This window comes from Fusibacter ferrireducens (assembly GCF_015352425.1).
GTDB lineage: Bacteria > Bacillota > Clostridia > Peptostreptococcales > Acidaminobacteraceae > Fusibacter_A > Fusibacter_A ferrireducens.
In genome coordinates this window covers 153,682-177,923 of sequence record NZ_JADKNH010000005.1, presented here as the reverse complement: position 1 = coordinate 177,923, position 24,242 = coordinate 153,682, and the positions used below count along the sequence as shown (strand labels likewise).

At 39.4% G+C, this 24,242-nt stretch carries 19 protein-coding genes; 5 read left to right on the top strand and 14 right to left on the bottom strand.

Going from position 1 to position 24,242, the window contains the following annotated elements:
- Window positions 1-87: 87 nt before the first annotated feature.
- The 3 genes from ISU02_RS09615 to pdxR form a co-directional block, all read right to left on the bottom strand.
- Complete coding sequence (locus tag ISU02_RS09615) at window positions 88-1,446, bottom strand: sensor domain-containing diguanylate cyclase (RefSeq protein ID WP_194701614.1); 1,359 nt, start codon at window positions 1,444-1,446, stop codon at window positions 88-90.
- 257 nt (window positions 1,447-1,703) lie between these two features.
- Window positions 1,704-2,906 (bottom strand): M20 metallopeptidase family protein, encoded by a 1,203-nt coding sequence (locus tag ISU02_RS09610; RefSeq protein ID WP_194701613.1) that lies wholly within the window; start codon window positions 2,904-2,906, stop codon window positions 1,704-1,706.
- Window positions 2,907-3,102: 196 nt separating this feature from the next.
- Window positions 3,103-4,548, bottom strand: coding sequence for a MocR-like pyridoxine biosynthesis transcription factor PdxR (gene pdxR, locus ISU02_RS09605; protein ID WP_194701612.1), 1,446 nt, complete (start codon window positions 4,546-4,548; stop codon window positions 3,103-3,105).
- Between the two features lie 172 nt (window positions 4,549-4,720).
- On the opposite strand from pdxR, the gene ISU02_RS09600 reads away from it, so the two are divergent.
- Window positions 4,721-5,335 (top strand): LysE family translocator, encoded by a 615-nt coding sequence (locus ISU02_RS09600; RefSeq protein WP_194701611.1) that lies wholly within the window; start codon window positions 4,721-4,723, stop codon window positions 5,333-5,335.
- An 82-nt stretch (window positions 5,336-5,417) separates the two neighbouring features.
- Here ISU02_RS09600 and ISU02_RS09595 read toward each other — a convergent pair whose 3' ends face one another.
- The 7 genes from ISU02_RS09595 to ISU02_RS09570 all read right to left on the bottom strand — a co-directional run bounded on the left by ISU02_RS09595 (window position 5,418) and on the right by ISU02_RS09570 (window position 12,644).
- Window positions 5,418-6,854: a hypothetical protein gene (locus ISU02_RS09595; RefSeq protein WP_194701610.1), complete on the bottom strand. Its 1,437-nt coding sequence runs from the start codon at window positions 6,852-6,854 to the stop codon at window positions 5,418-5,420.
- 127 nt (window positions 6,855-6,981) lie between these two features.
- Window positions 6,982-8,169 (bottom strand): MalY/PatB family protein, encoded by a 1,188-nt coding sequence (locus ISU02_RS09590; RefSeq protein WP_194701609.1) that lies wholly within the window; start codon window positions 8,167-8,169, stop codon window positions 6,982-6,984.
- Window positions 8,170-8,298: 129 nt separating this feature from the next.
- On the bottom strand, window positions 8,299-9,699 hold the full coding sequence (locus ISU02_RS09585; protein WP_194701608.1) for an FAD-binding oxidoreductase: 1,401 nt from the start codon (window positions 9,697-9,699) through the stop codon (window positions 8,299-8,301).
- Between the two features lie 9 nt (window positions 9,700-9,708).
- Window positions 9,709-10,893, bottom strand: a complete 1,185-nt coding sequence (locus ISU02_RS09580) for an electron transfer flavoprotein subunit alpha/FixB family protein (RefSeq protein ID WP_194701607.1) — start codon at window positions 10,891-10,893, stop codon at window positions 9,709-9,711.
- 9 nt (window positions 10,894-10,902) lie between these two features.
- Window positions 10,903-11,691, bottom strand: a complete 789-nt coding sequence (locus ISU02_RS09575) for an electron transfer flavoprotein subunit beta/FixA family protein (protein WP_194701606.1) — start codon at window positions 11,689-11,691, stop codon at window positions 10,903-10,905.
- A 72-nt stretch (window positions 11,692-11,763) separates the two neighbouring features.
- Window positions 11,764-11,892 (bottom strand): hypothetical protein, encoded by a 129-nt coding sequence (locus ISU02_RS24130; protein ID WP_267459421.1) that lies wholly within the window; start codon window positions 11,890-11,892, stop codon window positions 11,764-11,766.
- A 56-nt stretch (window positions 11,893-11,948) separates the two neighbouring features.
- Window positions 11,949-12,644, bottom strand: a complete 696-nt coding sequence (locus ISU02_RS09570; protein ID WP_194701605.1) for a FadR/GntR family transcriptional regulator — start codon at window positions 12,642-12,644, stop codon at window positions 11,949-11,951.
- 208 nt (window positions 12,645-12,852) lie between these two features.
- On the opposite strand from ISU02_RS09570, the gene ISU02_RS09565 reads away from it, so the two are divergent.
- The 4 genes from ISU02_RS09565 (at window position 12,853) to ISU02_RS09550 (ending at window position 18,633) form a co-directional block, all read left to right on the top strand.
- Window positions 12,853-14,502, top strand: coding sequence for a PucR family transcriptional regulator (locus ISU02_RS09565; RefSeq protein ID WP_194701604.1), 1,650 nt, complete (start codon window positions 12,853-12,855; stop codon window positions 14,500-14,502).
- A gap of 141 nt (window positions 14,503-14,643) precedes the next feature.
- Entirely contained in the window at window positions 14,644-15,966 is a 1,323-nt protein-coding gene (locus ISU02_RS09560; RefSeq protein WP_194701603.1) for a cytosine permease, read from the top strand.
- A 23-nt stretch (window positions 15,967-15,989) separates the two neighbouring features.
- Window positions 15,990-17,087, top strand: coding sequence for a DUF917 domain-containing protein (locus ISU02_RS09555; RefSeq protein ID WP_194701602.1), 1,098 nt, complete (start codon window positions 15,990-15,992; stop codon window positions 17,085-17,087).
- Window positions 17,080-18,633, top strand: coding sequence for a hydantoinase/oxoprolinase N-terminal domain-containing protein (locus tag ISU02_RS09550; protein WP_194701601.1), 1,554 nt, complete (start codon window positions 17,080-17,082; stop codon window positions 18,631-18,633). Before ISU02_RS09555 ends, ISU02_RS09550 begins: the two co-directional genes overlap by 8 nt.
- 243 nt (window positions 18,634-18,876) lie before the next feature.
- On the opposite strand, the gene ISU02_RS09545 is transcribed toward ISU02_RS09550, so the two are convergent.
- Genes ISU02_RS09545 through ISU02_RS09530 form a run of 4 tightly spaced genes read right to left on the bottom strand, consistent with a single transcriptional unit; the run spans window position 18,877 to window position 24,121 of the window.
- Entirely contained in the window at window positions 18,877-21,120 is a 2,244-nt protein-coding gene (locus tag ISU02_RS09545) for a U32 family peptidase (protein WP_194701600.1), read from the bottom strand.
- A 27-nt stretch (window positions 21,121-21,147) separates the two neighbouring features.
- Window positions 21,148-21,318, bottom strand: a complete 171-nt coding sequence (locus ISU02_RS09540; RefSeq protein WP_194701599.1) for a hypothetical protein — start codon at window positions 21,316-21,318, stop codon at window positions 21,148-21,150.
- Between the two features lie 48 nt (window positions 21,319-21,366).
- Window positions 21,367-22,239: a response regulator gene (locus ISU02_RS09535; RefSeq protein ID WP_228727785.1), complete on the bottom strand. Its 873-nt coding sequence runs from the start codon at window positions 22,237-22,239 to the stop codon at window positions 21,367-21,369.
- On the bottom strand, window positions 22,229-24,121 hold the full coding sequence (locus ISU02_RS09530; RefSeq protein ID WP_194701597.1) for a 7TM diverse intracellular signaling domain-containing protein: 1,893 nt from the start codon (window positions 24,119-24,121) through the stop codon (window positions 22,229-22,231). Before ISU02_RS09530 ends, ISU02_RS09535 begins: the two co-directional genes overlap by 11 nt.
- Window positions 24,122-24,242 lie beyond the last annotated feature (121 nt).

The window sequence follows — 24,242 nt, the reverse complement described above, 5'->3', positions numbered from 1 at the left end:
GTTCAATAAACTGAGGGCATTTTATTTTAAGCAACAAAGTTTTAACCCAAAATGTTGCAATGCATCACATACTTCATGCACTCTATTTTACTTTAAAACCACTTGATTTCTGCCTCTTTCTTTAGCCATGTAGACGGCACTGTCAACTCTCTTAAAAAGACTGTCATAGCTTTCAGAGGGGATGTATTCTGTAACCCCAAAACTTGCCGTTATTTTCAATTCACGTTCAAACAACTTTTTTTCTATTTTCTCTCTCAACTTCTCCGCAACTTTCACAGCCTCTTCCCCACCTGTATTCGGCAATAAAATAATGAACTCTTCTCCACCCCAACGGGCTAAATCATCTGAGGTCCTAATGTTCTCCATCATTATTTTTGCAAGTTCCTTTAAAACCAAATCACCAACATGATGCCCGTATTGATCATTTACATCTTTAAAAAAATCAATATCTAGCATAATTGCCGATGTTCGTGCATTATAGCGCGTTACTCTTTTTTGTTCTCTCATTGCTATAGATTCAAAATACCTTCGATTGTGACAACCCGTCAATTCATCCTCCAAACTAATTCTCTTAAGTTCTTCATTCAGCTTTTGAATTTCCAATGCTTGGTTGCGCTTTTTAATGCTTATAACAATAAACAATCCTGCGCTCAATAAACCAAGTGAGTAAAAAGTAGCACGAATCAGCTTAAAATTATCCATTTTTTTAAATGACATTTGAATCGTCCATTGACCACCAGGTACTAATATATTGCTTTCAGCTTGGAGCTCATCCGAATAGTTGTCGCTTTCATAAATAACAGATGTATTTTCTTGGTCTTGACTCTGGTTTAAAATTCTATAATTGTACACTTCATCATCGATAAAATGACTAAAACCAACGTCTTCCATATCGAAGACAACTATGGAAAATCCCCAAAATGCCTTTTCGAGGTTTTTCTCAATAAAAATAGGCCCTGTGCTGACGATGGATTTCTTGTCATGCTGAACCAAAGTAGTAGGCCCCCTAAAAGTTAATGCCTGTGGTTCAATCGCCCATTTTGCATCGCTTGGATTTTCATCCTCAATCAAATGGTATCCGATGGCTTCTTCATTGCCCTCTAATGGATAGATATTACTGATGATGCCCGAAGGTGCAAGTTGTATGCATGCAATGCCCTGTTCAGATTCAAAGATATACGGCGCCCATTCTTGAAATTTAGATACATCATAATCCGTTAATTCTAAAATGATTCTCAATGTGTCCACAACATATATTTTGCGCATAATACTCTCTTGTATGAGTTGAGCACTCTTCTGAGCATGACTATCAAGCTCTTCCAAATGCGCTTTATAATGCGCGTCTAAATAGTACTGAAATAAAAAATCCGTGAGGAGAAAAACCATTGCGATTACTATAATTATGTATAGATAATAAAGCCTAGCAACTCGATTCATCTTTTTCATAAAATTAATCCCCTCATCTAAATATACTTATCTCAAAATATATTTATCCTCAGTTGTTCCCATATGTCATTATAGCACGACTTTGCCTCATTTTGCTGACGATTTTCCCGACGGATGCTTCGGCTCAAATCTTTCGGCTCAAAACATCGAGCAACATTTGAGCTATCTCTCGATGCCTCAAAACGCTTTTCGTTGTTTTAATAAAAAATGGCTTATAATCACCAATCAGATTATAAGCCATTTGAGGTAAAGATATTCTAATTTTCATTGAGCCATGTCATTGCAACATAGGCATATGCAGCTGCCCCTTTCCAGAGCACTTTCTCATTAAATTTCACTTTAGGGTGATGCAGTGGATAATGATAGCCATCTGCTACTGTTCCCGCCAATAATCCCACCATAAGTGTCGGTACATCATCGCTTAAAAATCCGAAGTCTTCAGACCCAGTAAGTCTTGCGAATTTGCCACCATACGCTTCTTTTGCATCTTCAACATTATCGGTCATTATTTCATCTATATATTTCATGAAATCATTTCTTAGTTTAAGGTCATTGATAACACTTGGTGCTTCGAATTCAAATATAACCTCAGCCTCAGCACGATATGTCTTTGCAACAGATTCTGAAATTTCCACTAGACGTTTTCTTAAAAAGCTGCGAACCTCTTTGCCGTAACTTCTAATGGTCCCTCGCATATAACCACTGTCTGGGATAACATTAAATGTATCGCCACATTTCAGTTCACCTATTGTGAGAATAAACGTTTCGCTTGCCTCAACCTCTCTTGCATTTAACACTTGAAGCGCTGAGTGGATGTGAGCACATACATTTATTGGGTCCACCGTCTCATGTGGTCTTGCACCGTGGCCGCCCACCCCTTTTACATTGATCCTAAAAACATCGATATTCGCACTTGCAGGACCATCGGATAAAACCACGAATTGCCCATCTTTATCACTTGGCAAGCCAGAAAAAACATGGATCATCATAGCCGCATCTACATCGGGATTCTTTAAAACACCCGCTTCAAGCATCGATTTAGCGCCTATTGCAAGTTCTTCTGCAGGCTGAAACATTAATTTAACAGTCCCTTTGATCTGGTTTTCATGCATCTTTAAAAGTTCTGCACACCCCAGCAGCATCGAAGTGTGCAAGTCGTGGCCACATGCATGCATATTCCCATTAACTGAGCCAAAGGATTCACCGGATTCTTCTCTTATAGGCAGCGCATCCATATCTGCTCTCACCAAAAATGTTTTACCCGTTTCTCCAGTGCCACAAGTTGCAACAATACCACCACCACATAATTCAGGTTCGTATCCAAGGGCCTTCAAAGTATCTTGTACATACGCCACCGTCAGCGGTAAATCCATTCCGATCTCTGGATTTTGATGTAGATGCCTCCTATGAGCAACTATTTTTTCTTGAATCGCCTCTGCTTTTTCACTAAATTTAGTCATATTATCCTCCTCGATAAAATTATTTGCTCGATTTCTCTATACATTTAGCATATGCCCATCTCATCCGAATTTGTAATATATATTACTTATGTTTAGCCATAAACTATAATTTATAGCCCCTGCATCATTCTGTTTACAGTGTTTGAAGGTGGCTCCTACCGCTTCTATGAATCGATCTCTAGAATAGAAAACGTATTTAAAAGACTGCCGTCCATACTTCACCTAAAAGTGCGATGGCTTCTCCAATTTCATCAAGAGTCATGTGTCCATAACCTAAAAAGACATCATTATATTCTACCGGCTGAATTGAGGCTGAATAGTAAAAGGAAATGGGATATACCGCTATGCCTACATGCTCTGCTCGTTTGATAAGTGCCTTTTCCGAGTAAGGCAATTTCACACGAAGTGCCAAGTTTACACCTGCGTGATCTCCAATGACACATACACGGTCTCCAAAAGTTTCTTGGATTGTCGTGACCATTTTTTGATGTTTTTTGCCATATACAGTTCTCATCTTCCTAATATGTTTTTCAAAAAGTCCCTGTTTCATAAATTCTGCTATGGTGAGCTGGTGAATTTTTGACGCCGTTTGATTATAATATTGTCCGATCTCAGAAAATCGGGTTGCTAAATTTAAAGGCAAAACCGTGTAGCCCACATGCATCCCAGGAAATAATGTCTTTGAAAAGGTTCCCATATAAATGACTTGATCATATTGATCTAAACCAAACAGCGTCGGTACAGGGTGGATATCATATCGAAACTCACTGTCATAATCATCTTCAATGATATAAGTCGCCTTATCTTTTGCCCAGTTCAGAAGACTAAGCCTTTCTGAAACATTTAAAAGGCCACCCATAGGGTGTTGGTTTGAAGGCGTTAAGTAGATTGCCGATAAGTTCGCCTCAACGCCTTTTACCGCTGATATATCCAGTGCATTGTTATTCAAGCTCACGGGTATAATCTCACATCCATGCCACTCAAAAGCCTTTCTGACCGCTGTAAATCCTGGATTCTCAACAGCAACGGTTAAATCAGGCCCCTCTTTTAACAAGAGACAGAGCAAGCTGATCAGAGTTTGAGTCCCCGCACCTATAATAATCTGGTCCGGGTCACAGAGTACCCCCCTTGAATGTTTTAAATACTTTGCAATTTCCATTCGAAGCGCGCGCTCTCCACGAGGATCAGAATACATTAGAATTTCTGGGTTGTCTGAATTCATGATATTGCGCGCAATCTCATGCCATTTTTTAAAGGGAAATTGGCTTTGATCAACTGAGCCGGGTTTAAAGTCATATGCTACATCGTTTCTAATTAAATGTAAACTTTTAATTGGGGGGACCTCAGCCTTATCCTCACAAGCTATATCTGACAAGTCATCAAACGACATCATATTATCAAGTGCACATACAAAATAACCACTGCCCTTTTTACTGAAGATAAACCCCTCCGATAACAATTGTAGATAGGCAATCTCTACCGTATTTCGGCTGACGCAGAGTAACCGTTTGAGTTGCATAACAGACATCAGCTTTGAATAAGGTTCCATCTCACCACTGAGTATTGCCTTTCGAAAAGCTTCATAGATCTGAATATAAAGAGGCACTCGGCTATTTCTCTGTAACTCTATGTATATTTCCATAAATCTCCCCCTATAAAAAACGAGAAATCACCCCTTTTTACAGGGGTAGTCTTATTATATAATACTATCAAATTCATAGCACGCTTTCAAATTATTTATAATTTTTCTCACATACTTTAATTGATTTGTATTCATCAGTTGTGCATCCATCATTTTATAAAGGAGGTTTATCATGTTCAATTTAAGTGCTTTTTTATCCTATGTAATCGTGGTTACGTTTACTCCCGGTCCCAACAATATTATGTCCATGGCAAATGCAAGTCGAGTAGGCTATAAGAAGACGTTGAATTTTATTTTAGGGGTCACCACTGGCTTTTTCTTAATCATGCTCTTCTCTTCATATTTCAACATAGCTTTATCTGCTTTTTTACCTAAAATCAATTCTTATATGAGTGTCATAGGTGCACTTTACATGCTCTACCTGGCACTACAAATAATGGGCTTTCATATCAAAAAGACTTCTCATGAAAATCACAAGGATCACTCTGACGCTTCAAAATTAAATTCGTATAAATCTGGAATGATCCTTCAATTTATCAACCCCAAAGTGATTCTCTATGGCATCACACTCACGTCCAATTTCATAATCCCATATTTTTCATCAAGCTACCAACTCGTACTCTTCTCTTTATTTTTAGCGTTCGTGGCCTTTCTTTCAAATTCCAGTTGGGCATTATTTGGTTCGCTTTTTAATCGTTTTCTCTCTAACTATGAGAAGCCTTTCAATATCATAATGGGACTCATCTTGATTTACAGTGCTCTAACGCTTTCTGGGCTCTGGCACTAACCTCTGCTGTCACAAATAGGTTCTTTTCAGCTCATACTAGAATGCATAGGCCTAAACAAGATAAAAGGGAGCGCTTTTTCATTTAATTTTCCAAGCGCCCCAAAAGTTCCAATGCATCACCGTCTAAATTCATTTTGTAATGAGCATACTCTTGTCCACTGAATAAAGTGAAAATGATCTTCCCCGCATGTATTTCAAATGTAATGCTCACATACGGATAGTCTCCCCTTGCGTCTGTCTCATTTTCATACTTAAAGAGCATTTTTTTATCTGTGCCATCTCGCTTTTCTCGGTACAGATAAGTGAATGCCAATTCATTAGCTGTCCCCACAAACTCGCTGCTCTCAGCATCCATACTATTCGGTGCATAATAACTATGATAATAAATATACTCTTGATCCATAACGACATGATCAAATTTGGATAGCCAATCCGCTTCCCATCGCTCACATCGATCCACTACAGTGGACACTCCCAAATATCTGTCATAAATTGCTAGATACTCATATTTTTCAGCCTCACTTTTGAAAGTATACGCAATGTAATCTTCATCCGTATAGCAAATCTGCCTAATAGACATCGCCTCTTGTTCTACAACCGCCCTTTGAGCATCCGATAAATTCAGCATCTCCGAAACAACTACCCTCTCTGCACGCATATCTTTAAGACGATCGCCTGCCCGAATGTTTTTGGCACTGAAAGCCTTCAATCTAGGTGGCGCTTCAAGAACGATGTCGAAATCCAAATCATATGCATCCCACGACATCTCTCTCTGCATCATAATTTCATCATTTTCGCTGTTATAGCTTCTTTTTCCAATGCCGAGATCATAATCGTCTTCTCTATACTCTGTGATATATGGTCCTTGTCCATAACTCTCAACAGATTTAATCAAGTACCATTCGTCATTTCGATAACTATAAGTGTAATCTTCTGACCACTTCCATGAACTACCACCATAAGCATGAGTTGAAAAGTTATGATCCGTCACATCCAGTTCTATATACGGATCGCCAAAAACACCCCCTTCAAATTCTGTCCTTATCAAATTTGCATCTTGGAAGCTCAACTCATATCGCTTATCACCACTGTTTTTTATAGCAAATAGTATCCGTGGGAAATTATAGAGATCATCTTCGGTCATATCTGAACCGTCGATTTCCAAGACCCCAACCGCATCCATAAAGCCATCATTATTGAAGTCTAATTCCACGGCGTCGAGCAGTAGCCAGCCATTTGGAATAAATGACTGGATATTTTCGCCTTCACTTGGCAAAGCGGGTGTATTATTCGTCTCTATCGATTTCGAATAAGTTTGACCCTCAGACTCATTTTCCAAAGAACTCTTTTCCTGAGAATCATTTGTTTGAGATTTGTCCTCTTGAAGGTTTTGATCTTGGGCTGTATCATTTAAATTTAATAAATGCTCTGAGACATCTTCAGTTTGCTGATCATTACATCCTGTTAAAATGAGCAGCATTACTATTACAATATAAAGCCCTGTCCATTTGTTTCTCATTACGGATTCTCCTCGCTAAATTTTCGAATACCCACAGCACACTAAGGGCATATCAAGTATAACCAAAACATCCATCAGCACAAATTTGCCAATGGATGTTATATATTTTTTACAAGTTTCCTGTTTTTTAGGCTCTTCTCTTGATCACAGCTTTCTCAATGCGCTCTAAAGCTTCTTTTAAAATTGAACGCGGACAAGCAACATTGATACGCTCATAACCTTCGCCACCTGCTCCAAAGATATAGCCTTCATCAAGTGCCAATTTAACCTCTGTCTGCATCCAGGTTTCAAGCTCACTTGGCGACATCCCCAATTGATTAAAATCTAACCATGCGAGATAAGTGGCCTCAGGTTTGACAAATGTAATTTCAGGCAAACGCGCCTTAACAAAATCTGCTATATAATCCATATTGGCTTCTATATATTCCAGAGCTTCATTTAACCAAGGTTCGCCCATGCCGTACGCCGCTTTTTGCGCCACGATGCCAAACGTATTTGCATGTCTAATGGCATTGTTTTCAAGAATCGTCTGATAAGCCATTCTCAACTCTGCATTGGGTATGATAATGTTGGAGACCTGTAATCCTGCAATGTTAAAAGTTTTTGAAGGCGCCATGCAAGTGATAGAGTGCTCTGAAAAGGCTTCTGAAAGACTTGCAAACGGGATATGTTTATGACCACTCATAATCAAATCTGAATGAATTTCATCTGATACGACTAATACATTATTCGCCAAGCAGATTTCACCTATCTTCTCAAGCTCATCCTTCCTCCAAACACGACCGATAGGGTTGTGAGGGCTGCATAAAATAAAGAGCTTCACTCTTGGATCTTTTGCCTTGGCCTCAAAGTCTTCATAGTCCATAATATATTGGCCGCCTTCACGTTTAAGCGGATTTGTGACCACTTGAGCACCATTATTCACAATCGCTTGGGCAAATGGATAATAAACTGGGTTTTGGATGATAACTTTGTCACCAGTGTGGCAAAATGCCCTGATGATATAGTGTACAGCAGGTACGATTCCAGGTGTGTAACAGATCCAATCACGATGAATATGCCATTGATTTCGGCGTTTATTCCAATCTATAAAGACATCATAGTAAGCATCATCCACACCTGAATAACCAAATATACCATGTTTTGCTCGCTCTGAAATAGCGTCTACAACAACCTCAGGGCATCTAAAATCCATATCCGCCACCCACATAGGCAATACATCTTCAGATTTGAACATTTCTTTTAATACACTTGGCTCATATTTCATCGCGTTCGTGTTCTTTCTATCAATGACTTCGTCAAAATTGTGTTTCATAAGGTCTCCTCCTGCAATATGTCATTTTATTTTACTATATCACTATACTAAAAGTAAAACAATTGACAAAGCACAAGATTTGCTGACATCATAACACCGTCGCTTGCATCTTATCTTGTCACCAAAACTCTAACAAACTTTTCCAGGATTAAGCAACCCTTTTGGGTCAAATGCAAATTTAATCCCTTTTAACAAGTTCATATAAACAGGTCCCTGTTGTGCTACTAAATAAGGTAATTTTGCGTATCCAATCCCATGTTCTCCAGAGACGTGACCACCCAATTCAGCCGCCCTTTTATAGAGCAGGTCAAATGCTTCTTTTAGCTTTTGAGTATAGACCTCATCTGAATACTGATCTTTTAAGACATACACATGGAGGTTACCATCTCCGGCGTGACCAAAGCTTGCAATTCTAATATCCACAAGACTTTCCACTTCTTTTGTATACTTTACAAATTTCGCAACTTGATTCCTTGGCACCACCACATCACATTCATCCATTGCAGTGGTGGAAGCTTTTATTGCTTCGAGAAAAGCACCTCTCGCTGACCAAATGGATTCTTGCCGCTCTTGCGTATCGGAGATAAATACATCTATGGCCCCTGCCTCCAAGCAAACATCGGCAACCTTTTCATAGATCCGTTCCACTTCATCCAGAGCATTGCCATCAAAGGTCAATAGGAGATAGGCATCTGATGAAGCATCTGGAAACTTTTTACCTAAAAAATCCTCTGCATTTTTGATGACGCGTCTTTCCATATACTCAATTGCCGTTGGAATAAACTTGGATTTGATAATCAATGGTACCGTCTCCACAGCCTGTTCCAAAGTTGGAAAAGGCACTAAAAGACTGACTGCAACTTTCGGTAAGGGCAAGAGTTTCAAAATGGCCTTAGTGATAAATCCAAGTGTCCCTTCAGAACCCACCATCAGATCCTTGATACTGTATCCTGACGCGTTTTTCACAACTTTACCGCCAATCTGAATGATTTCTCCACTCATGAGCACCACTTCAAGACCGCGTACAAAATCCCTTGTGACGCCATATTTTACAGCTCTCATGCCACCGGCATTCGTGGAGATATTCCCGCCTATCGTAGCTGATTTCTCCCCAGGATCTGGCGGATAAAATAAGTCTTCATCCTCAACATATTTTGATATTTCCATCAAAAGTACCCCAGGTTCAACCGTTAACGTCAAGTTTTCCTTGTCCAGTTCAATGAAGCGGTTCATTTTAATTGTGGAAATCATGAGACCACCGTGAATTGCCACACTGGCCCCAACCAAACCCGTTCCCTGTCCTCTGGGAATCACAGGAATATCATGTTCATTGCAATATTTCAGCAACTTTGAAATTTCTTCGGCACAGAGTGCTTCCACCACTACATCTGGGTATCTGTGCACACCTGCAAGTTCATCCTTTGAATAGTCCTCATGAATTTCTTCACCGATAAAAAGTCTCGACTTTGGGATGACGGATTGGAAAAACTCAATATCCTCTTGATCTATTTTTTTATATGCCCTATTCATATCAACCTCCTACAGTCTTTCATTTTCAATGCGTTCAATGAGCTTTGGAAGAACTTCATAAATATCACCGACAATTGCATAATGCGCAGTCTTAAATATCGAGGCTTCTCTGTCTATATTGATGGCCATAATTTGGTCTGAACCTTTCATCCCTGCCACGAACTGTACAGAACCCGAAACCCCACAGGTTATAATGAGCTTAGGTCTAACCGTACGTCCACTGAGACCGATTTGCAACTTTGCATCCATCCAACCCTTTTCAATTAGCGGCCTTGTGCTCGCCACTTTAGCATCTAAAAGTGCCGCAAGTTTAAAAGCCATGCTCAAGTCTTCTTTTTTCTTAAATGCCGATCCGACCACCACGATCACTTCCGCCTCTTCTATACTCTCTGATTTTGCCTTATCGTGCACTTCGAGCACCTCAATCTTCGATTTCAGTAAATCTTTCGAAACAGTGTACCTCGTAATTTTTCCAAAAGGCTTATCTATCATTTCTGGCGCATCAAAGATCTTGTATCTCACTGTGGCAAACTGTGGTCTATGATTTGGAGTGTGAATGTGAGCCATGATATTGCCGCCAAATGCAGGCCTGATTTGATCTAAGTCCGTATTTTCTTGAACATCCAGCACTGTGCAATCCGCTGTAAGCCCTGTCCTAAATCTCGCTGCAAGTCTCGGTGCAAGCGATCTACCAATAGTGGTACCCCCAACGAGTACAATACTCGGTTTGACGCTTTCAATATAGTTTTCAAAACATGCGGCATAGGGTTCAACTCTAAAATTTTTAAGCTCCGTTTCATCGTAAACAAAAACCTCATCCACACCATACTTCACAATTTCCTCTGCTGCCTGCATCACATTTTCGCCTATGAGTACTGCATGTACTGGATGATTAATTTTCTCAGCTAGGGTTCTCGCCTTGCCTATGAGCTCAAAGGATACTGGGTGAATATCGCCCTCCACATGATCTATATAAACAGCGATCCCTTTCCATTCCGATTTATTGACACGCCTTACCTCTTCCTCAAAGAACTCAAAAACGTCTGGCGCTTGCTTCACACACAGTTTACACATTTTGCAGCCACTGTTGATCGTTATTTTCGAATCCATAAACTCAATCGCATTAAAAGGGCATAAGTTTACGAGCACATCATGCGCTTTAACCTTTTCATTGTGAATTATAATTTTCGCCATTTCCGCCTCCTAAATAAACTTCAATCGCATTAACGCATTGAACATTTGGTTGGTTAGAGTGTCACTATCACCTTCCCATATTTCGTGAGCATCATTGCCCACTGGTGGAAATATGCGCTTAACCTGTGTTGGTGAGCCATTTAGACCATATTTCATTTCATCTTGATCCTCTAAATCTCTGAATGCATAATATTGTACATTCAATTGAGCCGTTGATTTTTTTAATTTATAAGATGGTAATCTAGGCTGAAAAATCCCCTTCTCAACTGTTATGAGACAAGGAAATTCAACCTTTGCCACTTCCACCGTCTGTGGCATATCCATCTCAACTGTCATATTAGACCTTGTTACATCTACGATCTTAGAAACATTTGCAATATGCGGAATCCCCAGAAATTCAGCCATTTCTGGCCCAACTTGTGCAGTATCGCCATCCGTGGTCATCTTTCCGCAAATAATCAAATCTGGTTTGCAAAATCTTTTAACGCCTTGTGAAAGGGTGTACGCCGTTGCCCAAACGTCTGCTCCTGCAAACTTTCGATCGCTTAAAATAGCGCCGTGATCTGCCCCCATCATATAGGCTTCTTTGATAATGTGCTCTGCTTGTGGGGGGCCCATTGTCAACACGTGAACAGTTGCACCGTACTTTTCTTTTAAAACCATTGCACTTTCAAGCGCATAAAGATCATAAGGGTTCATCTTTGAAGCAACCCCATCACGCCTTAAAACACCTGTTTCTTCGTCAATCTCCACTTGTGTTGTTCCTGGCACTTGCTTAATGCACACTAATATTTCCATATAACCCTCCTCTGAACTGGCTTTTACCTCAAAATTCACAAATGCCTCAATCCTTTTTACCATTTTAGTCTTTTACTTTTCTCTATTTACGATATTATGTTCAAGTACTTCAGCATTTTGGTCTACTGGTCTTACCACTTTTAAAATCATCATATCACTTCTCAACGCTTTTATCCATATTTTTTTTCGAATTCTTGGCATAAAAAAACAACCCTGATTTGGGTTGTTGATTGTTTGATCTGAGCTCTAAATCCAATCTATGCCTTAGAACGGCTCTTAACGACCATAACAAAATGTGCTTTCATATTCAAAGCCGCCTCTTCGCTTTTACCTTGGAGAATTGATTCGGCAATTTTAAGATGCTGGGTTAAAAGGACACCTGAATCCTGAGCCCATGTGTTAATGGATTGACGTGCTTCACCTATAAAGTTTTTCAATATCGCTTGTATAGCGCGCATCATCGTTTCAATCAAAACATTATGTGAAGCTTCAGCAACAATAATATGAAATTGCTGATCAAGCGATGAAAGTTCTTCTTCAGAAGTGGCCGCCTTAAGCCTTTGCTCTAAATGAATCAAATTTTGTTTCTGGTCCTCTGTAATTCTGATGGCTGCAAGGCGTGCCGCTTCTACTTCTATCACAGTTCTCATTTCTAATATTTCATCGAAATTGCCCCCGCCGAGTTTAAACATCAGTGAAATGGGTTCGATCCAGTTTGCACTCTTATAGTCGCTGATGAAATTGCCGCCACCTTGACGAGATTCTACAACCCCTAATATTTCAAGACTTCGAATGGCCTCACGTATAGACGCACGAGATGCATTGAACTGTTCTGCTAAAATACGCTCTGATGGAAGCTTGTCTCCTGTTTTCAAAGCCCCAGATAGTATCATTTCTTGAATTTGCTCTATGATCATTTCATAAATTTTTTTAGTCTTTACAGGTTGAAACAAACCATGCACCACCTTTTCCAATTTGAGTTTGTATACAAAACCATTATAACAAACTATTGACGTAATTAGTATTCAAAAGCATTTTCTCATGGCATATATTCTACTTTAAGATGTTTTTTCCACTTGGGGAATATGATAAAATGGTATTATTACTTTTTTTTAATAATTATTCGCTATTTAACGGCTATCTAACCGTTAGGAGGGTCACATGCGCATCACCATAAAAACACTTTTAGACTTGCCTTCATTGAGTCACGCCAAAGTTATCGCCGGCGCAAAGGGACTGGATAAAACCGTCGACTCCATTTCTGTTTTAGAATATGCTGAACCCACTGCACTTCAAAAAACTTTTTTTGACAGCAACGAATTTCTCGGAAATGAAATTGCAATCACTGGCTTCATCAATATAAAAGATGATGTGGAAGCACAATGCCGAACGATTCGCAGATTGCATAAAAGCGGTGAAGTGGGCATAATTCTTTATTATGTGGGCATCTTTATGCCCGAAATTGATCAACGCTTAATTGATCTGGCCAACAAGCTGGACTTTGCTCTGATTTGCATGCCCGAAAACAGAATGGACTTGAAATACAGCGAAGTGATTTACGAAGTTATTGAAGCCATTATCAAAAATAAAATGCACGATCCCAACTTTGTATCTGAAATGCTAGAGCGCATCAGCAAACTGTCTGATCATCAACGCAATATGGACACCGTCTTAAAGATGATTTGCGATCATACAACCAGTTCCATCTACCTTGTGGACGATCACTTCAACAGCGTTAATCTATCCAATTGGCCAGTGATCAGCAATGTGAGCATAGAAAAGATCTCATCTTACTACCATGCCAGCATTGCCAATTTACCAACGACACCAACACCTATTGAAATAGGACGAAGTATTTACGTCTGCAATAAAGCCATTCAAAGCGAAAATGCTTCACCACTTCATCTCATTATGGCCAAAGAAAATGGCATTCTCTCTGAAGAACTTTGTAATCAAGCCTCAGAAATTGTTCAGCTCTTTATAAACATATGGAGTAAGGGACATGGTAAAATAGGGACTGATGAACTTATTCGAGCCATCTTAAACGATGAACCCATCAAAATGAGGCGCTTGGCAGAGATTCTAAATATAAATATTCTCGCCATCCATCATCTGATTATGCTGGTGCCTAAAAAACCCATTGATCACCAAGCCCTTCGACATGACCTCTATCAGAAATGGCAAAAAATTGTTGAAGATGTCATTCGACTCTATTTTAACGTCACATTTACTGGAACATACAACGATACATTCGTCATTTTTTTGGGCAGTGACAAAGTAAAACAAGCCTGCAAAGTCGTTAAAGAAGCTCTTGAAGAGGCACTCTCTGAGCAATCCCCTGAACCCTATGTGCTCGTCACATGTTATGGACAGGCGAATACCACAGATGTTAGAAATGGCTATCTCCTCTACTCAGATTATCTTTCTGCTGCAAAGATCATTTTTCCTCTAAAAACAATTCTTTCACTGCAAGAATTGCGTTTTACAAAACACTGTTATGATATTATTTCAAATGGTGAAAACAGCATCCTCGAAGCAACTAAAATCTTACTACCGCTTGATCAGAGCAACCATTCCAGTGATGCTCTAAAAAGTACGCTGGCGATCTATTTGTTAGATGCTGCCTCCAATGTGGCTTTAACCGCTGACTATCTGTATGTCCATAAAAATACGATTAAATATCGAATCCATCAAATTAATGAATACCTACACTTTGACATCAATAAAATGCCCGAACATTACGATCTCTACTGTGCTGTCGCTATTGAAAGGTTATTAGAAAGCCTACCCCAGACACCAAATAAAGACTAATTTCCATAAATAAAGCAATTAATCGCTCTTTTTTGTTCATAAGGACAATTTAGAGACGATTTTTTTTTGCTTTTGAACCAATTACAATATTGTAATAAAACATTATAATCAAGGTTAATTATAAAAAAGGAGGGCTGTCTTATGGCTAAAAAATTAACTGGGTTTGAAGTCAAACCTGAAGAAAAGCAAAATTGGCAATCCATTGCCATGGTCTGGATCGGATCTATGATTTGTGTGCCAAGCCTCATGATTGGCGGTTTGGTTGGCAGTAGCATGTCTATTGGCAAAGTAATTATGGCCATCTTAATTGGCTACAGTATTATTTGCATTTATATGAGCTTAATTGGTATTCAAGGTTGCGATACAGGGCTACCCACAGCTGTAATGGCCTCTGGGGCATTGGGGAAAAAAGGGGCCCAATACGTGATCAGTAGTGTTCTGGCAATCGCCTGCATTGGATGGTTTGGTATCCAATCAGCTGTTTGCGGCACATCATTTTCATCTATGTTGGCTACCATGACGGGGATCACAATTCCAACATGGCTTTCTTCAACACTTTGGGGTATCATCATGCTGGTCACAGCCTGTTACGGTTTTAAAGGCCTTAAATGGCTCAACTTTGTTGCAGTACCATTGCTGCTCATCGTTTGCGGTTATGGCGTTTGGGCTGCCATGGTCCAATTCAATGGTCTCGAAGTTATGGCAAACTATGTGACACCTCATCCCATGCCATTTGTAACTGGCATTAGCTTGGTTGTGGCAACTTTTGCAGTGGGCGGCGCGATTAGCAGTGACTACTGTAGATTTGCAAAAAGTCGAAAAGATGTGATCAAGTCATCCGTTCTCGGTGTACTGCCAGCAGGTTTGACCATGTTGTTAATCGGTGCTGTCATGAGTATCGTCACAGGACAATATGACATCAGTGCTGTGCTCACTGCAGTAGGCGTTCCTGCTATTGGCCTTGTTGCGCTTGTTTTAGCCACTTGGACAACCAATGTGACTAATGCCTACAGCGGGGGATTATCTCTTTCCAATCTTTTGGGCTTAGATGAAAGCTACTATAAGGTAACTACTGCAATTGCCGGCGGCATTGGCACATTACTTGCCGCACTTGGATTACTAGGCAAATTTACCGCTTTCTTAACACTATTATCCGCACTTGTACCTGCACTTGTGGGCGTACTCATAGCAGATTACTGGCTCATTGGGAAAGGCGATCCTAAAGCCTTCAAACTCAGAGAGGGTGTCTTTGCACCAGGAATGATCTCATTTTTAGTGGGCGCGCTTGTCGCTTGTATTACAGGAGGCACTTTTGCGTCATTCCCAAGCTTGGTTGCAGCGTTCCCGATTCTCAATATGCCCTTTTTCATTGGACCGATAAACGGCATCGTTGTTTCCATGCTTCTTTACATTGCAATCGTTAAAGTAATTCCAGGACCCAATCCAAGCTATAACGAAAACTAAAATATAGAAAGGATGATAATACTTTGAGAAAAATAGGTCTAAAAGAAATTGAAGATATTGCACTTGGTGCAGCACTACTTGGAGCTGGTGGCGGAGGAGACCCCTACATCGGTAAACTCATCGCAATGGGTGCCGTAAAGGACTGCGGCGAAGTAACCCTACTAGATCCTGAAGAAATTCCAGATGATGCACTGATTGTGCCCATTGCCATGATGGGTGCGCCTACAATCTTATCTGAAAAAGGGGTTGGTGGCGAAGAATATAAGACACTTCACAGAATGGTTTCACAGTTTTACGGGAAGGAAATCTATGCTTTTATGCCCATTGAAGCAGGTGGCGTCAACAGCATGTTGCCTATAGCTGCTTGCGCTAGACTGGGCATTCCCATGGTCGATGCAGACGGCATGGGCCGTGCATTTCCAGAACTGCAAATGGTGACGTTTACCATAGGTGGCATCAAGGCAACGCCAATGGCCTTGACGGATGAAAAGGGAAATTGCGCCATATTTGATACCATAACCAACAAATGGACGGAAGAGTTAGCACGTGCCGTCACCATGAGTTGCGGCGGTTCAGTATCCGTATCCCTGTACTGTATGGATGGCATAACCCTTCGAAAATATGCCGTTAAAAATATTATCACTCGTAGTGAACAGCTAGGGGCTGCCATTAGAACTCTAAAAAACAGCCCAAACACACCAGAAGAAAACTTCTTCAAGGCAACAGAAGGCTTCAAATTATTTAAAGGTAAAATTTCCGATGTCCTTCGCGAAACCAAAGGTGGTTTTAACTTTGGTAAAGTTCACCTGGAAGGGATCGACCATGATCGTGGTCAAAACGCCGTGATCACTTTTCAAAATGAAAATCTCATTGCAGAAGTGAATGGTACGGTTTTAGCGACAACACCAGATCTAATCTGCCTTGTGGATTCGGAAACTTTCATTCCAGTGACCACAGATGCACTCAAATATGGCAAGCGCGTCATTGTTGTCGGCTTAAAGTGTTTCCCATTATGGCGATCAGAAAAAGGCCTTGAACTCGTTGGCCCTCGCTACTTTGGTTGTGATGTAGATTATCATCCTATTGAAGCATTGGTGAAAGGAGGAACTACAAATGTATAGGCTTGGAATAGACGTCGGGGGTACGAATACAGATGCGGTTTTAATCGATGAGGCCTTAAATGTTATTGCCGAGATTAAACATCCTACAACAAACGATATTTACGATGGCATACTTGGTGCTATTGAATCCATTTTAGAAATTTCCAAGATCGATCCTAAAAAAATTCACCTTGCGATGTTGGGCACCACTCAGTGTACAAATGCCATTGTTGAACGCAAAAATCTTGAACCTATAGGACTCCTTAGAATTGGTGCCCCTGCCACTCTTGGCGTACCGCCTTTGGTGGATTGGGCAGAAGATATTTCAAAAGTCGCCATATCCTCAGAAGTGATCGGCGGTGGCTTTGAATACGATGGCAAAGAACTCGCCGCATTTGATACCGATCATGCAACACGTTTTTTTAAAAATCTCAAAGGTAAAGTGAACTCCATTGCCATTTCCTGTGCTTTTTCAAGTATTCGAGACGAACATGAAAAAGAAGCGGCACGCCTTTGCAAAGAAATCATGGGAGATGATGTACAAATCTCCATCTCCAGTGAAATTGGCTCCATGGGACTTATTGAAAGAGAGAATGCCACTGTGCTCAATGCATCACTTTACAAAGTCGCCCAGAAATTCACCACTGGTTTTTCAAAAAGTCTTGCAGAACATGGTATCACAGAAGCAAAAGTATATATCTCACAAAATGATGGTACCTTGATGACCATGGCCTATGCTCAAAAATACCCTATTTTAACCATTGCATGTGGCCCAACCAATTCCATTAGAGGCGCAAGTTATCTCGGTCATTTGAAAGAAGCCATCGTCATTGACGTCGGAGGCACAACGACAGATATCGGCGTCATTCAAGGTGGCTTTCCCAGAGAATCAGGTGTTGCGGTGACCATTGGCGGCGTAAGGACTAATTTTAGAATGCCCGATGTTCTATCCATAGGACTTGGTGGCGGTTCTATCGTACGTCAAAAATCAGACGGGACAATATCCATTGGCCCCGACAGTGTGGGTTATGAAATCACTCAAAAGGCATTGGTCTTTGGTGGAGATACGCTCACCACAACGGATATTGCCGTTAAACTGGGCATGTGCGCGATCGGAAATCCTGAGCTTTTGAATGCCATTGACATCGCCTTTGCTCAAAGGGCAATGAGTGAGATTCAAAAAATGATCGAAAATGGCATCGATAGCATGAAGCTTTCAAATGAGGACGCCGATGTTATATTAGTGGGCGGTGGTTCAATCATTGTTCCTAAAAACTTATCTGGTACAAAATCTGTACTCAAACCAAACTACTTTGGTACTGCAAATGCCATTGGCTCAGCCATATCTAAAATCAGCGGCACTTTCGAAAAACTTATAGACTATGAAAAATGTCCTCGAGATACTGCTATTGAATCTGCCAAAAAAGAAGCCATTCAAATGGCCGTTTTATCAGGAGCTATAGAATCATCCGTTGAAATTATTGATGTGGAAGATGTGCCATTAGCCTACTATCCTGGCAACACCAACCGTGTCAAAATCAAAGCTGCTGGGGATCTAAAAATATAGAACCTCCCAACTCTGGGATGAACTATAGGCTATCTATAATCTAAAAAAATAACCCAGTGCCATTTCATGAAACCTCACCTAATGGCATTGGGTTATTACTATTTATAAGACCTGTATCTGATAAAATAGTCATCAGAACGCCTCAATTCAATGATCCAATAAAACTTTGCCAAGTCGGCACCTTATAGCTGATCCCACATTTTATATTTTTGTACCGTTTGCCTACAAAATTCCTTTGTTCACTTACAAAATTTCTTTATTAAAATGACCTCTTGTGTCGGTTTCTTGATTAAAGACGGATTGATTCGCAGAACCCTTTAATTGACTAAGAGCCTTGTTAATCACATCCACAACTTGCTCTTTGGATTCCACTGTAAAGTTTAATCTAAATGCCTCGATTCCCTTTATACTTTGTAGCTCATCCAGAAGATTAAGCGTCTTTCCATTGAGAATCGTCGTTGTGCAATCATCATGAGAAATGATCGGAAACGTCCCGTGCTCATCCCTTAACTCATATTGCTTGGTTTTACAAACACCGCATTGATTCATTTTCTTCAGTGGACAATATTTAGTAAACAGAAGAGGCGCCTTGCCGTATACGATCATTTCCAAAGAAGGGTAACCCTCATTTGCTTTATAATAGGCTTCTATTAAATCTTCAATTTGTCTCTTATTGAGCTCATAGGACAAGGTGACACGTTTCGCACCCAATTTATAGAGTTCATAGCAACTGGTGGCATTGACCACGTTCAGGGAATAGTCTGCAACAAAATCATTTGTCCCTCTATAGTGATGAATACCGCCATAACCACCAATGAGCAATTGTCCTTCTTTTACATCATAATCATTCTGATTTCTTCTGACAATGTTTTCAAAATAGATTTCCTCGATCCCACAACTCACACAGGCATCGTATTGCTCTTGAGTTGTTACAGAGACCGTCAGATAGGCTTTTTTAGGGGGAAAACTTATCTTTTCTTGTGCCTTAACCACTTTAGTTCTCTTCTTTTGGCTGTTGAGCTTCAAGTCATATAGACCTTGTACAACATCTCTTCTTGCGGCATTTAAAAGTTTCACCGGAACAAAAGCATTATGCGTTTCAAAATTCACAGATTTAAGTTCGAATATCGTGTCATTGAGTTTAGAAAACTGCTTTATAACCTGCTCTTTCGTCGTTGGATTATTAATGGCTTCATCTAGCGTTTCTTCGCTTTCGTAAGCATAGTCAACCCCTAATCCCACTGCATCGACGATCAACTTTGAGCCTGGATAAGCTTGTACTCTAATGCTGAGGTCAAAACGTCTAAATTCTTTTTCCAGTGAAGATTCCAGTGTTTTATAATAAAGATTATCCTTTGTTAAATAGACCAAATCACCCTTAGACATCTTTTCTTTGACTTTGATATAACAGACATCCTCCGCCTTGTTAACCAAATGATCCTCTTTATCATACAGCCTTACAACATTTAAAATAATGTCTTCATTGTTATGGCTTATGCGTATGATATCATTCTGATTTAAAGTGTGAGTCAGTGTGATTTCATACTTATCTTTAAAAATCTTGCTGATTCTACCGATTTCATAACCAAAATTATTCGGTCTTAAAACGTTGGTAATTTCTTTATGATCTTCATGAAACAGATAACCTTTTGTGAAGGTTCTGTTGAATGTTTTACTCAGATTTTCTTTATCTTCTTCAGTTATTTGACCATCTAAGGCCTTGCGATATCTAGATACGACATTGGCAACATACGCCGGCTCTTTCATTCGACCTTCTATTTTTAAAGAATCCATTTCCTTTAAATCTTCAATATGTTCAATGGTGTTTAAGTCTTTTGTAGATAAAAGGTAATTCTTTGCTATAACTGCCCCTGTTGTCGTATCAATGAGTTCATACACCTTACGGCATGAGCCCACACATCTGCCACGGTTGCCGCTTCGATAGCCGATTAATCCTGACATGAGACAATTTCCAGAATAAGAGATACACAATGCGCCGTGAACAAAAATTTCAAGTGGTATTTTAGCCATTCTTTTGATCTCTTTTACCTTTTCAATTTCAACCTCACGTGACAACACCACTCTTTTAGCACCCAATTCTTTAAATAATAACGTACCATCTAAATCATCTATGCCCATTTGCGTTGAACAATGCGCTTCCATGTCCAAAAAATGATTAACCACATAATTAAAGGCCACCAAATCCTGAACAATGAGGCCATCAACACCCATTTCATTCAGTGCGTCCATCTGTGCCTTCATCTCTTCAATCTCGTTTTCGAAAATAATGGTATTCATTGTAACATAGATTTTAACATTTCTCAGATGTGCATACTGAATAGCCTCTTTTAGCGACTCAAAATCAAAATTAGATGAGTAGGCACGCGCACCAAATTTTTGCATTCCTAAGTATATTGCATCACAGCCATTAGAAATTGCAGCTTTTAAAGCTTCCATACTTCCTGCTGGTGCCAACAATTCAGTCATTTCTTCCTCCTAATCACCTATAGATTATTAAAAGCATATAATCGCTTTCGTCTTGCCGACGTTCATAGAGGCTGCCACGCCTTTACGCCATATCGCAAAAGTCAAAAAAATTTGACTGCGACCATTGACATTATACCACACTTCTGTTCTCTTTGAATACCAGTAACTCGACCCTGATACAACTCTAGCAAATGTCAAATGACCTCTCTCCTTAACAAAAGCTTTCCAACCAAAAAGAGAACACAATCACTTATGCTCTCTCCTAATCAAATACTTCTTCATTTTTTCAGCTTCCTGCTCATAGATACCCTGATACTCAGGCAACCAACTATAATAATGATCCCCCAAAAGCTGACCAGAATATACCTTTAATGCAGCCTCCACCTCATTCATTTTCTTACTTGATTTTTTCATTACATTGACACCACGATCGAAAACTTTCAGATCACATTCGATTTCATCATACAAAATCCGCATGCTGCCTCTTTGAGATTCTATTGAAAAATAAATGCCATTTTTTTTTTCTTGTTTTCGGAGATAATAATGCGCAACATATAAATTGGTCAGTGCCTTTTCACCATCAAGATCTGGCCATAAATCCTCTGCCAGTCGATCTTTGGAGATCAAATGTCCCTTCTCACACACCAGATGTGCTAAAAGTTCTTCCGCTTTCTTCGTCCGCCATTTAGTATTAAGCACTTGATTACCATACTGAATTTCAAAATGATTAAAACACTTAAAAAAGATTTTACTTGGCTCAACAGTCGTCTTGGTCTCCATCCAAACCCTTGAAAGGGCTTTCTCAAGTCTATTGCGCTTTACAGGCTTGAGCAAATAATCCACTGCGTTGAGCTCAAAAGCTTTGACAGCATAATGATCATAGGCAGTGACAAAAACTACATTTAAATCCTCATTGATTTCCATAAGCTTCTCATAACATTTAATTCCAGTGATTTCAGGCATTTCTATATCCAATAAGATCACATCTGGATTGAGACTTTCCACTTTTGAAATGGCCTCGTAGGCATCTTGAAACATGCCTACGATTTCACATTCCGGCATTTTATCGAGTTCAAACTTGATCCCTTGAAGCGCATAATACTCGTCATCAATTAACATGATTTTCAAATTTGCGTCCTCCTGTCCTTATTGGAATTCTTAAAATAATACGAGTGCCTTCACCTACCACGCTGATAATCTCTAATGATTGATCATAATAACTCAGTAGTCTTTTTTGGATATTGATAAGTCCAATGCCCTCGTTTTCAGTTGTATCCATTGTCAGTATCGTCTCAATCTTTTCGGCAGTCATGCCAACACCATTATCCATAACTTCTAAAACATAATAATCGCCTTCACGGTATCCTTTTATTTCAATAATCCCTTTGCCTTTTGACATAAACAGTCCATGCTTAATCGCATTTTCAACTAAAGGTTGTATAACAAGAGGCGGTATTTTAACGCAATCCAAGTCTTCAAACTGTTTGAAAAGTTCTATGCGATCGCCAAATCGAGCTTGTTCAATGCTAAAATAAACATCCACATATTCAATTTCTTCCTCTAAAGTGACATATTGAGATAGGTTCTTAAAGTCAAATGTATGTCTCAAATACTCAGCGATGTCCATAATGAGATCTCTTGCCTTTTCACCATCAATAACTGAAATACTGGCAATTACGTTAAGTGCGTTATATAAAAAATGAGGCTTAATTTGAGCTTGTAAAAATGCAAGTTCATTGATTTTAGCTGTTATTTCTGCCTCCTTGTGAAGCAACTGAGCACGTTCTTTTTCTCGCGCCAAAAACTTCACGCGATCAACAAGTGCTGTGGATATAAAAATGGCATTCATGGCGACTGAAAAAAATATGATATTCAACGTTAAACTGTTATTGGGAATAATACCATAGTGTCTTAACATAGTTACCGCAATACCACCTGTAATCATGCCCCATCCCCAAATATAAAAGCGCGCTTCCTTGACTCCTTGTCTATAAATGCTTATTGCCATATATAAAACACTTATTGAATAAACGAGTGAAACGAAATGTGAATAAGTATTAACCATACTATGAGCGTAAAAAAGGTTCAAGACAATTCCAGAAGCTAACAAAACAATCATAACATTCAAGAAACGGTTATAGCGATGCGCTTTTGTTAAAAAAAAGCTTTTAAAAAATACAATGGATAGGATTAGTGCAATCAAGCCCAGTGAAATTGTCAAGGACATGAGCTTTTGATAAAAAAACGGTTTGAAAATAGAGTATATTCCAAATAAATTCAATTGATACAATAGCATAACGGATGTATAAAAGAAGTAAATCAGATAGCTTTTCTCTTTTAATTCAAGATAGATGATTAAACTATGTGCAAGAACCGCCAAAATGATTCCAGATAATAATCCCAAAAGTATAAACTGAATCATTTGTATTTTTTTATACTGTGCCGCGTTTAAAAATCTAATGACATAATTCTGTGTGAACGGTGAGTGTAGCTTTATATAGCAGAAGTTATCACACTCTATGCCAGACGCCAGTTTAAATACAGGGAAAAAATACCCCTCATCATTACTTTCATTGCCATTCATCCATCCAGATTTGTAATGCTCATACACCAATTGGTCGTTTGCTTGATCACTTGCGGGTGATCTCAGTGAATGTTGATCAGATGATAACTCACTGACTCTATAGAAATCCACACTGCCAACAGTTGGATTGTATATGGTCAAATAAGTCTCTCCCTGTTCCAAAAAGATATCTTCTGCTGTTTTAAACCGAATCCACCAAGCAGAGTTGCTCGTTCCAAAAGACATATATTCACTTTCAGCCGTTTTAAAGTCAGCACGATTTACAATTTCATCAATTGTCCGTTCACCGCTTGCATCTTCCAAATACTCAAATGATATGTCTGTATGTATTTCTTGTTCTTCAAGTATGTAAAATAGTGCGAATATCAATCCCATCAATAATGCAATGCCACATGGCAGTTTAAGATACTTTTTCATTAAAATCTCCAATTGTAAATACACCTGTTGTTATTATTCTATCCAGTACATTATCTCATAATATCTATATTTAAACAATGTTCCATGGTAAAAAACATTGCAAACGGAATGGGTTTACAAC

Coding starts and splice junctions, on each gene's coding strand:
- ISU02_RS09615 (WP_194701614.1), bottom strand. CDS start 1,446: ATGAAAAAGATGAATCGAGTTGCTAGGCTTTATTATCTATACATAATT.
- ISU02_RS09610 (WP_194701613.1), bottom strand. CDS start 2,906: ATGACTAAATTTAGTGAAAAAGCAGAGGCGATTCAAGAAAAAATAGTT.
- pdxR (WP_194701612.1), bottom strand. CDS start 4,548: ATGGAAATATACATAGAGTTACAGAGAAATAGCCGAGTGCCTCTTTAT.
- ISU02_RS09600 (WP_194701611.1), top strand. CDS start 4,721: ATGTTCAATTTAAGTGCTTTTTTATCCTATGTAATCGTGGTTACGTTT.
- ISU02_RS09595 (WP_194701610.1), bottom strand. CDS start 6,854: ATGAGAAACAAATGGACAGGGCTTTATATTGTAATAGTAATGCTGCTC.
- ISU02_RS09590 (WP_194701609.1), bottom strand. CDS start 8,169: ATGAAACACAATTTTGACGAAGTCATTGATAGAAAGAACACGAACGCG.
- ISU02_RS09585 (WP_194701608.1), bottom strand. CDS start 9,699: ATGAATAGGGCATATAAAAAAATAGATCAAGAGGATATTGAGTTTTTC.
- ISU02_RS09580 (WP_194701607.1), bottom strand. CDS start 10,893: ATGGCGAAAATTATAATTCACAATGAAAAGGTTAAAGCGCATGATGTG.
- ISU02_RS09575 (WP_194701606.1), bottom strand. CDS start 11,691: ATGGAAATATTAGTGTGCATTAAGCAAGTGCCAGGAACAACACAAGTG.
- ISU02_RS24130 (WP_267459421.1), bottom strand. CDS start 11,892: ATGCCAAGAATTCGAAAAAAAATATGGATAAAAGCGTTGAGAAGTGAT.
- ISU02_RS09565 (WP_194701604.1), top strand. CDS start 12,853: ATGCGCATCACCATAAAAACACTTTTAGACTTGCCTTCATTGAGTCAC.
- ISU02_RS09560 (WP_194701603.1), top strand. CDS start 14,644: ATGGCTAAAAAATTAACTGGGTTTGAAGTCAAACCTGAAGAAAAGCAA.
- ISU02_RS09550 (WP_194701601.1), top strand. CDS start 17,080: ATGTATAGGCTTGGAATAGACGTCGGGGGTACGAATACAGATGCGGTT.
- ISU02_RS09545 (WP_194701600.1), bottom strand. CDS start 21,120: ATGACTGAATTGTTGGCACCAGCAGGAAGTATGGAAGCTTTAAAAGCT.
- ISU02_RS09535 (WP_228727785.1), bottom strand. CDS start 22,239: ATGTTAATTGATGACGAGTATTATGCGCTTCAAGGGATCAAGTTTGAA.
- ISU02_RS09530 (WP_194701597.1), bottom strand. CDS start 24,121: ATGAAAAAGTATCTTAAACTGCCATGTGGCATTGCATTATTGATGGGA.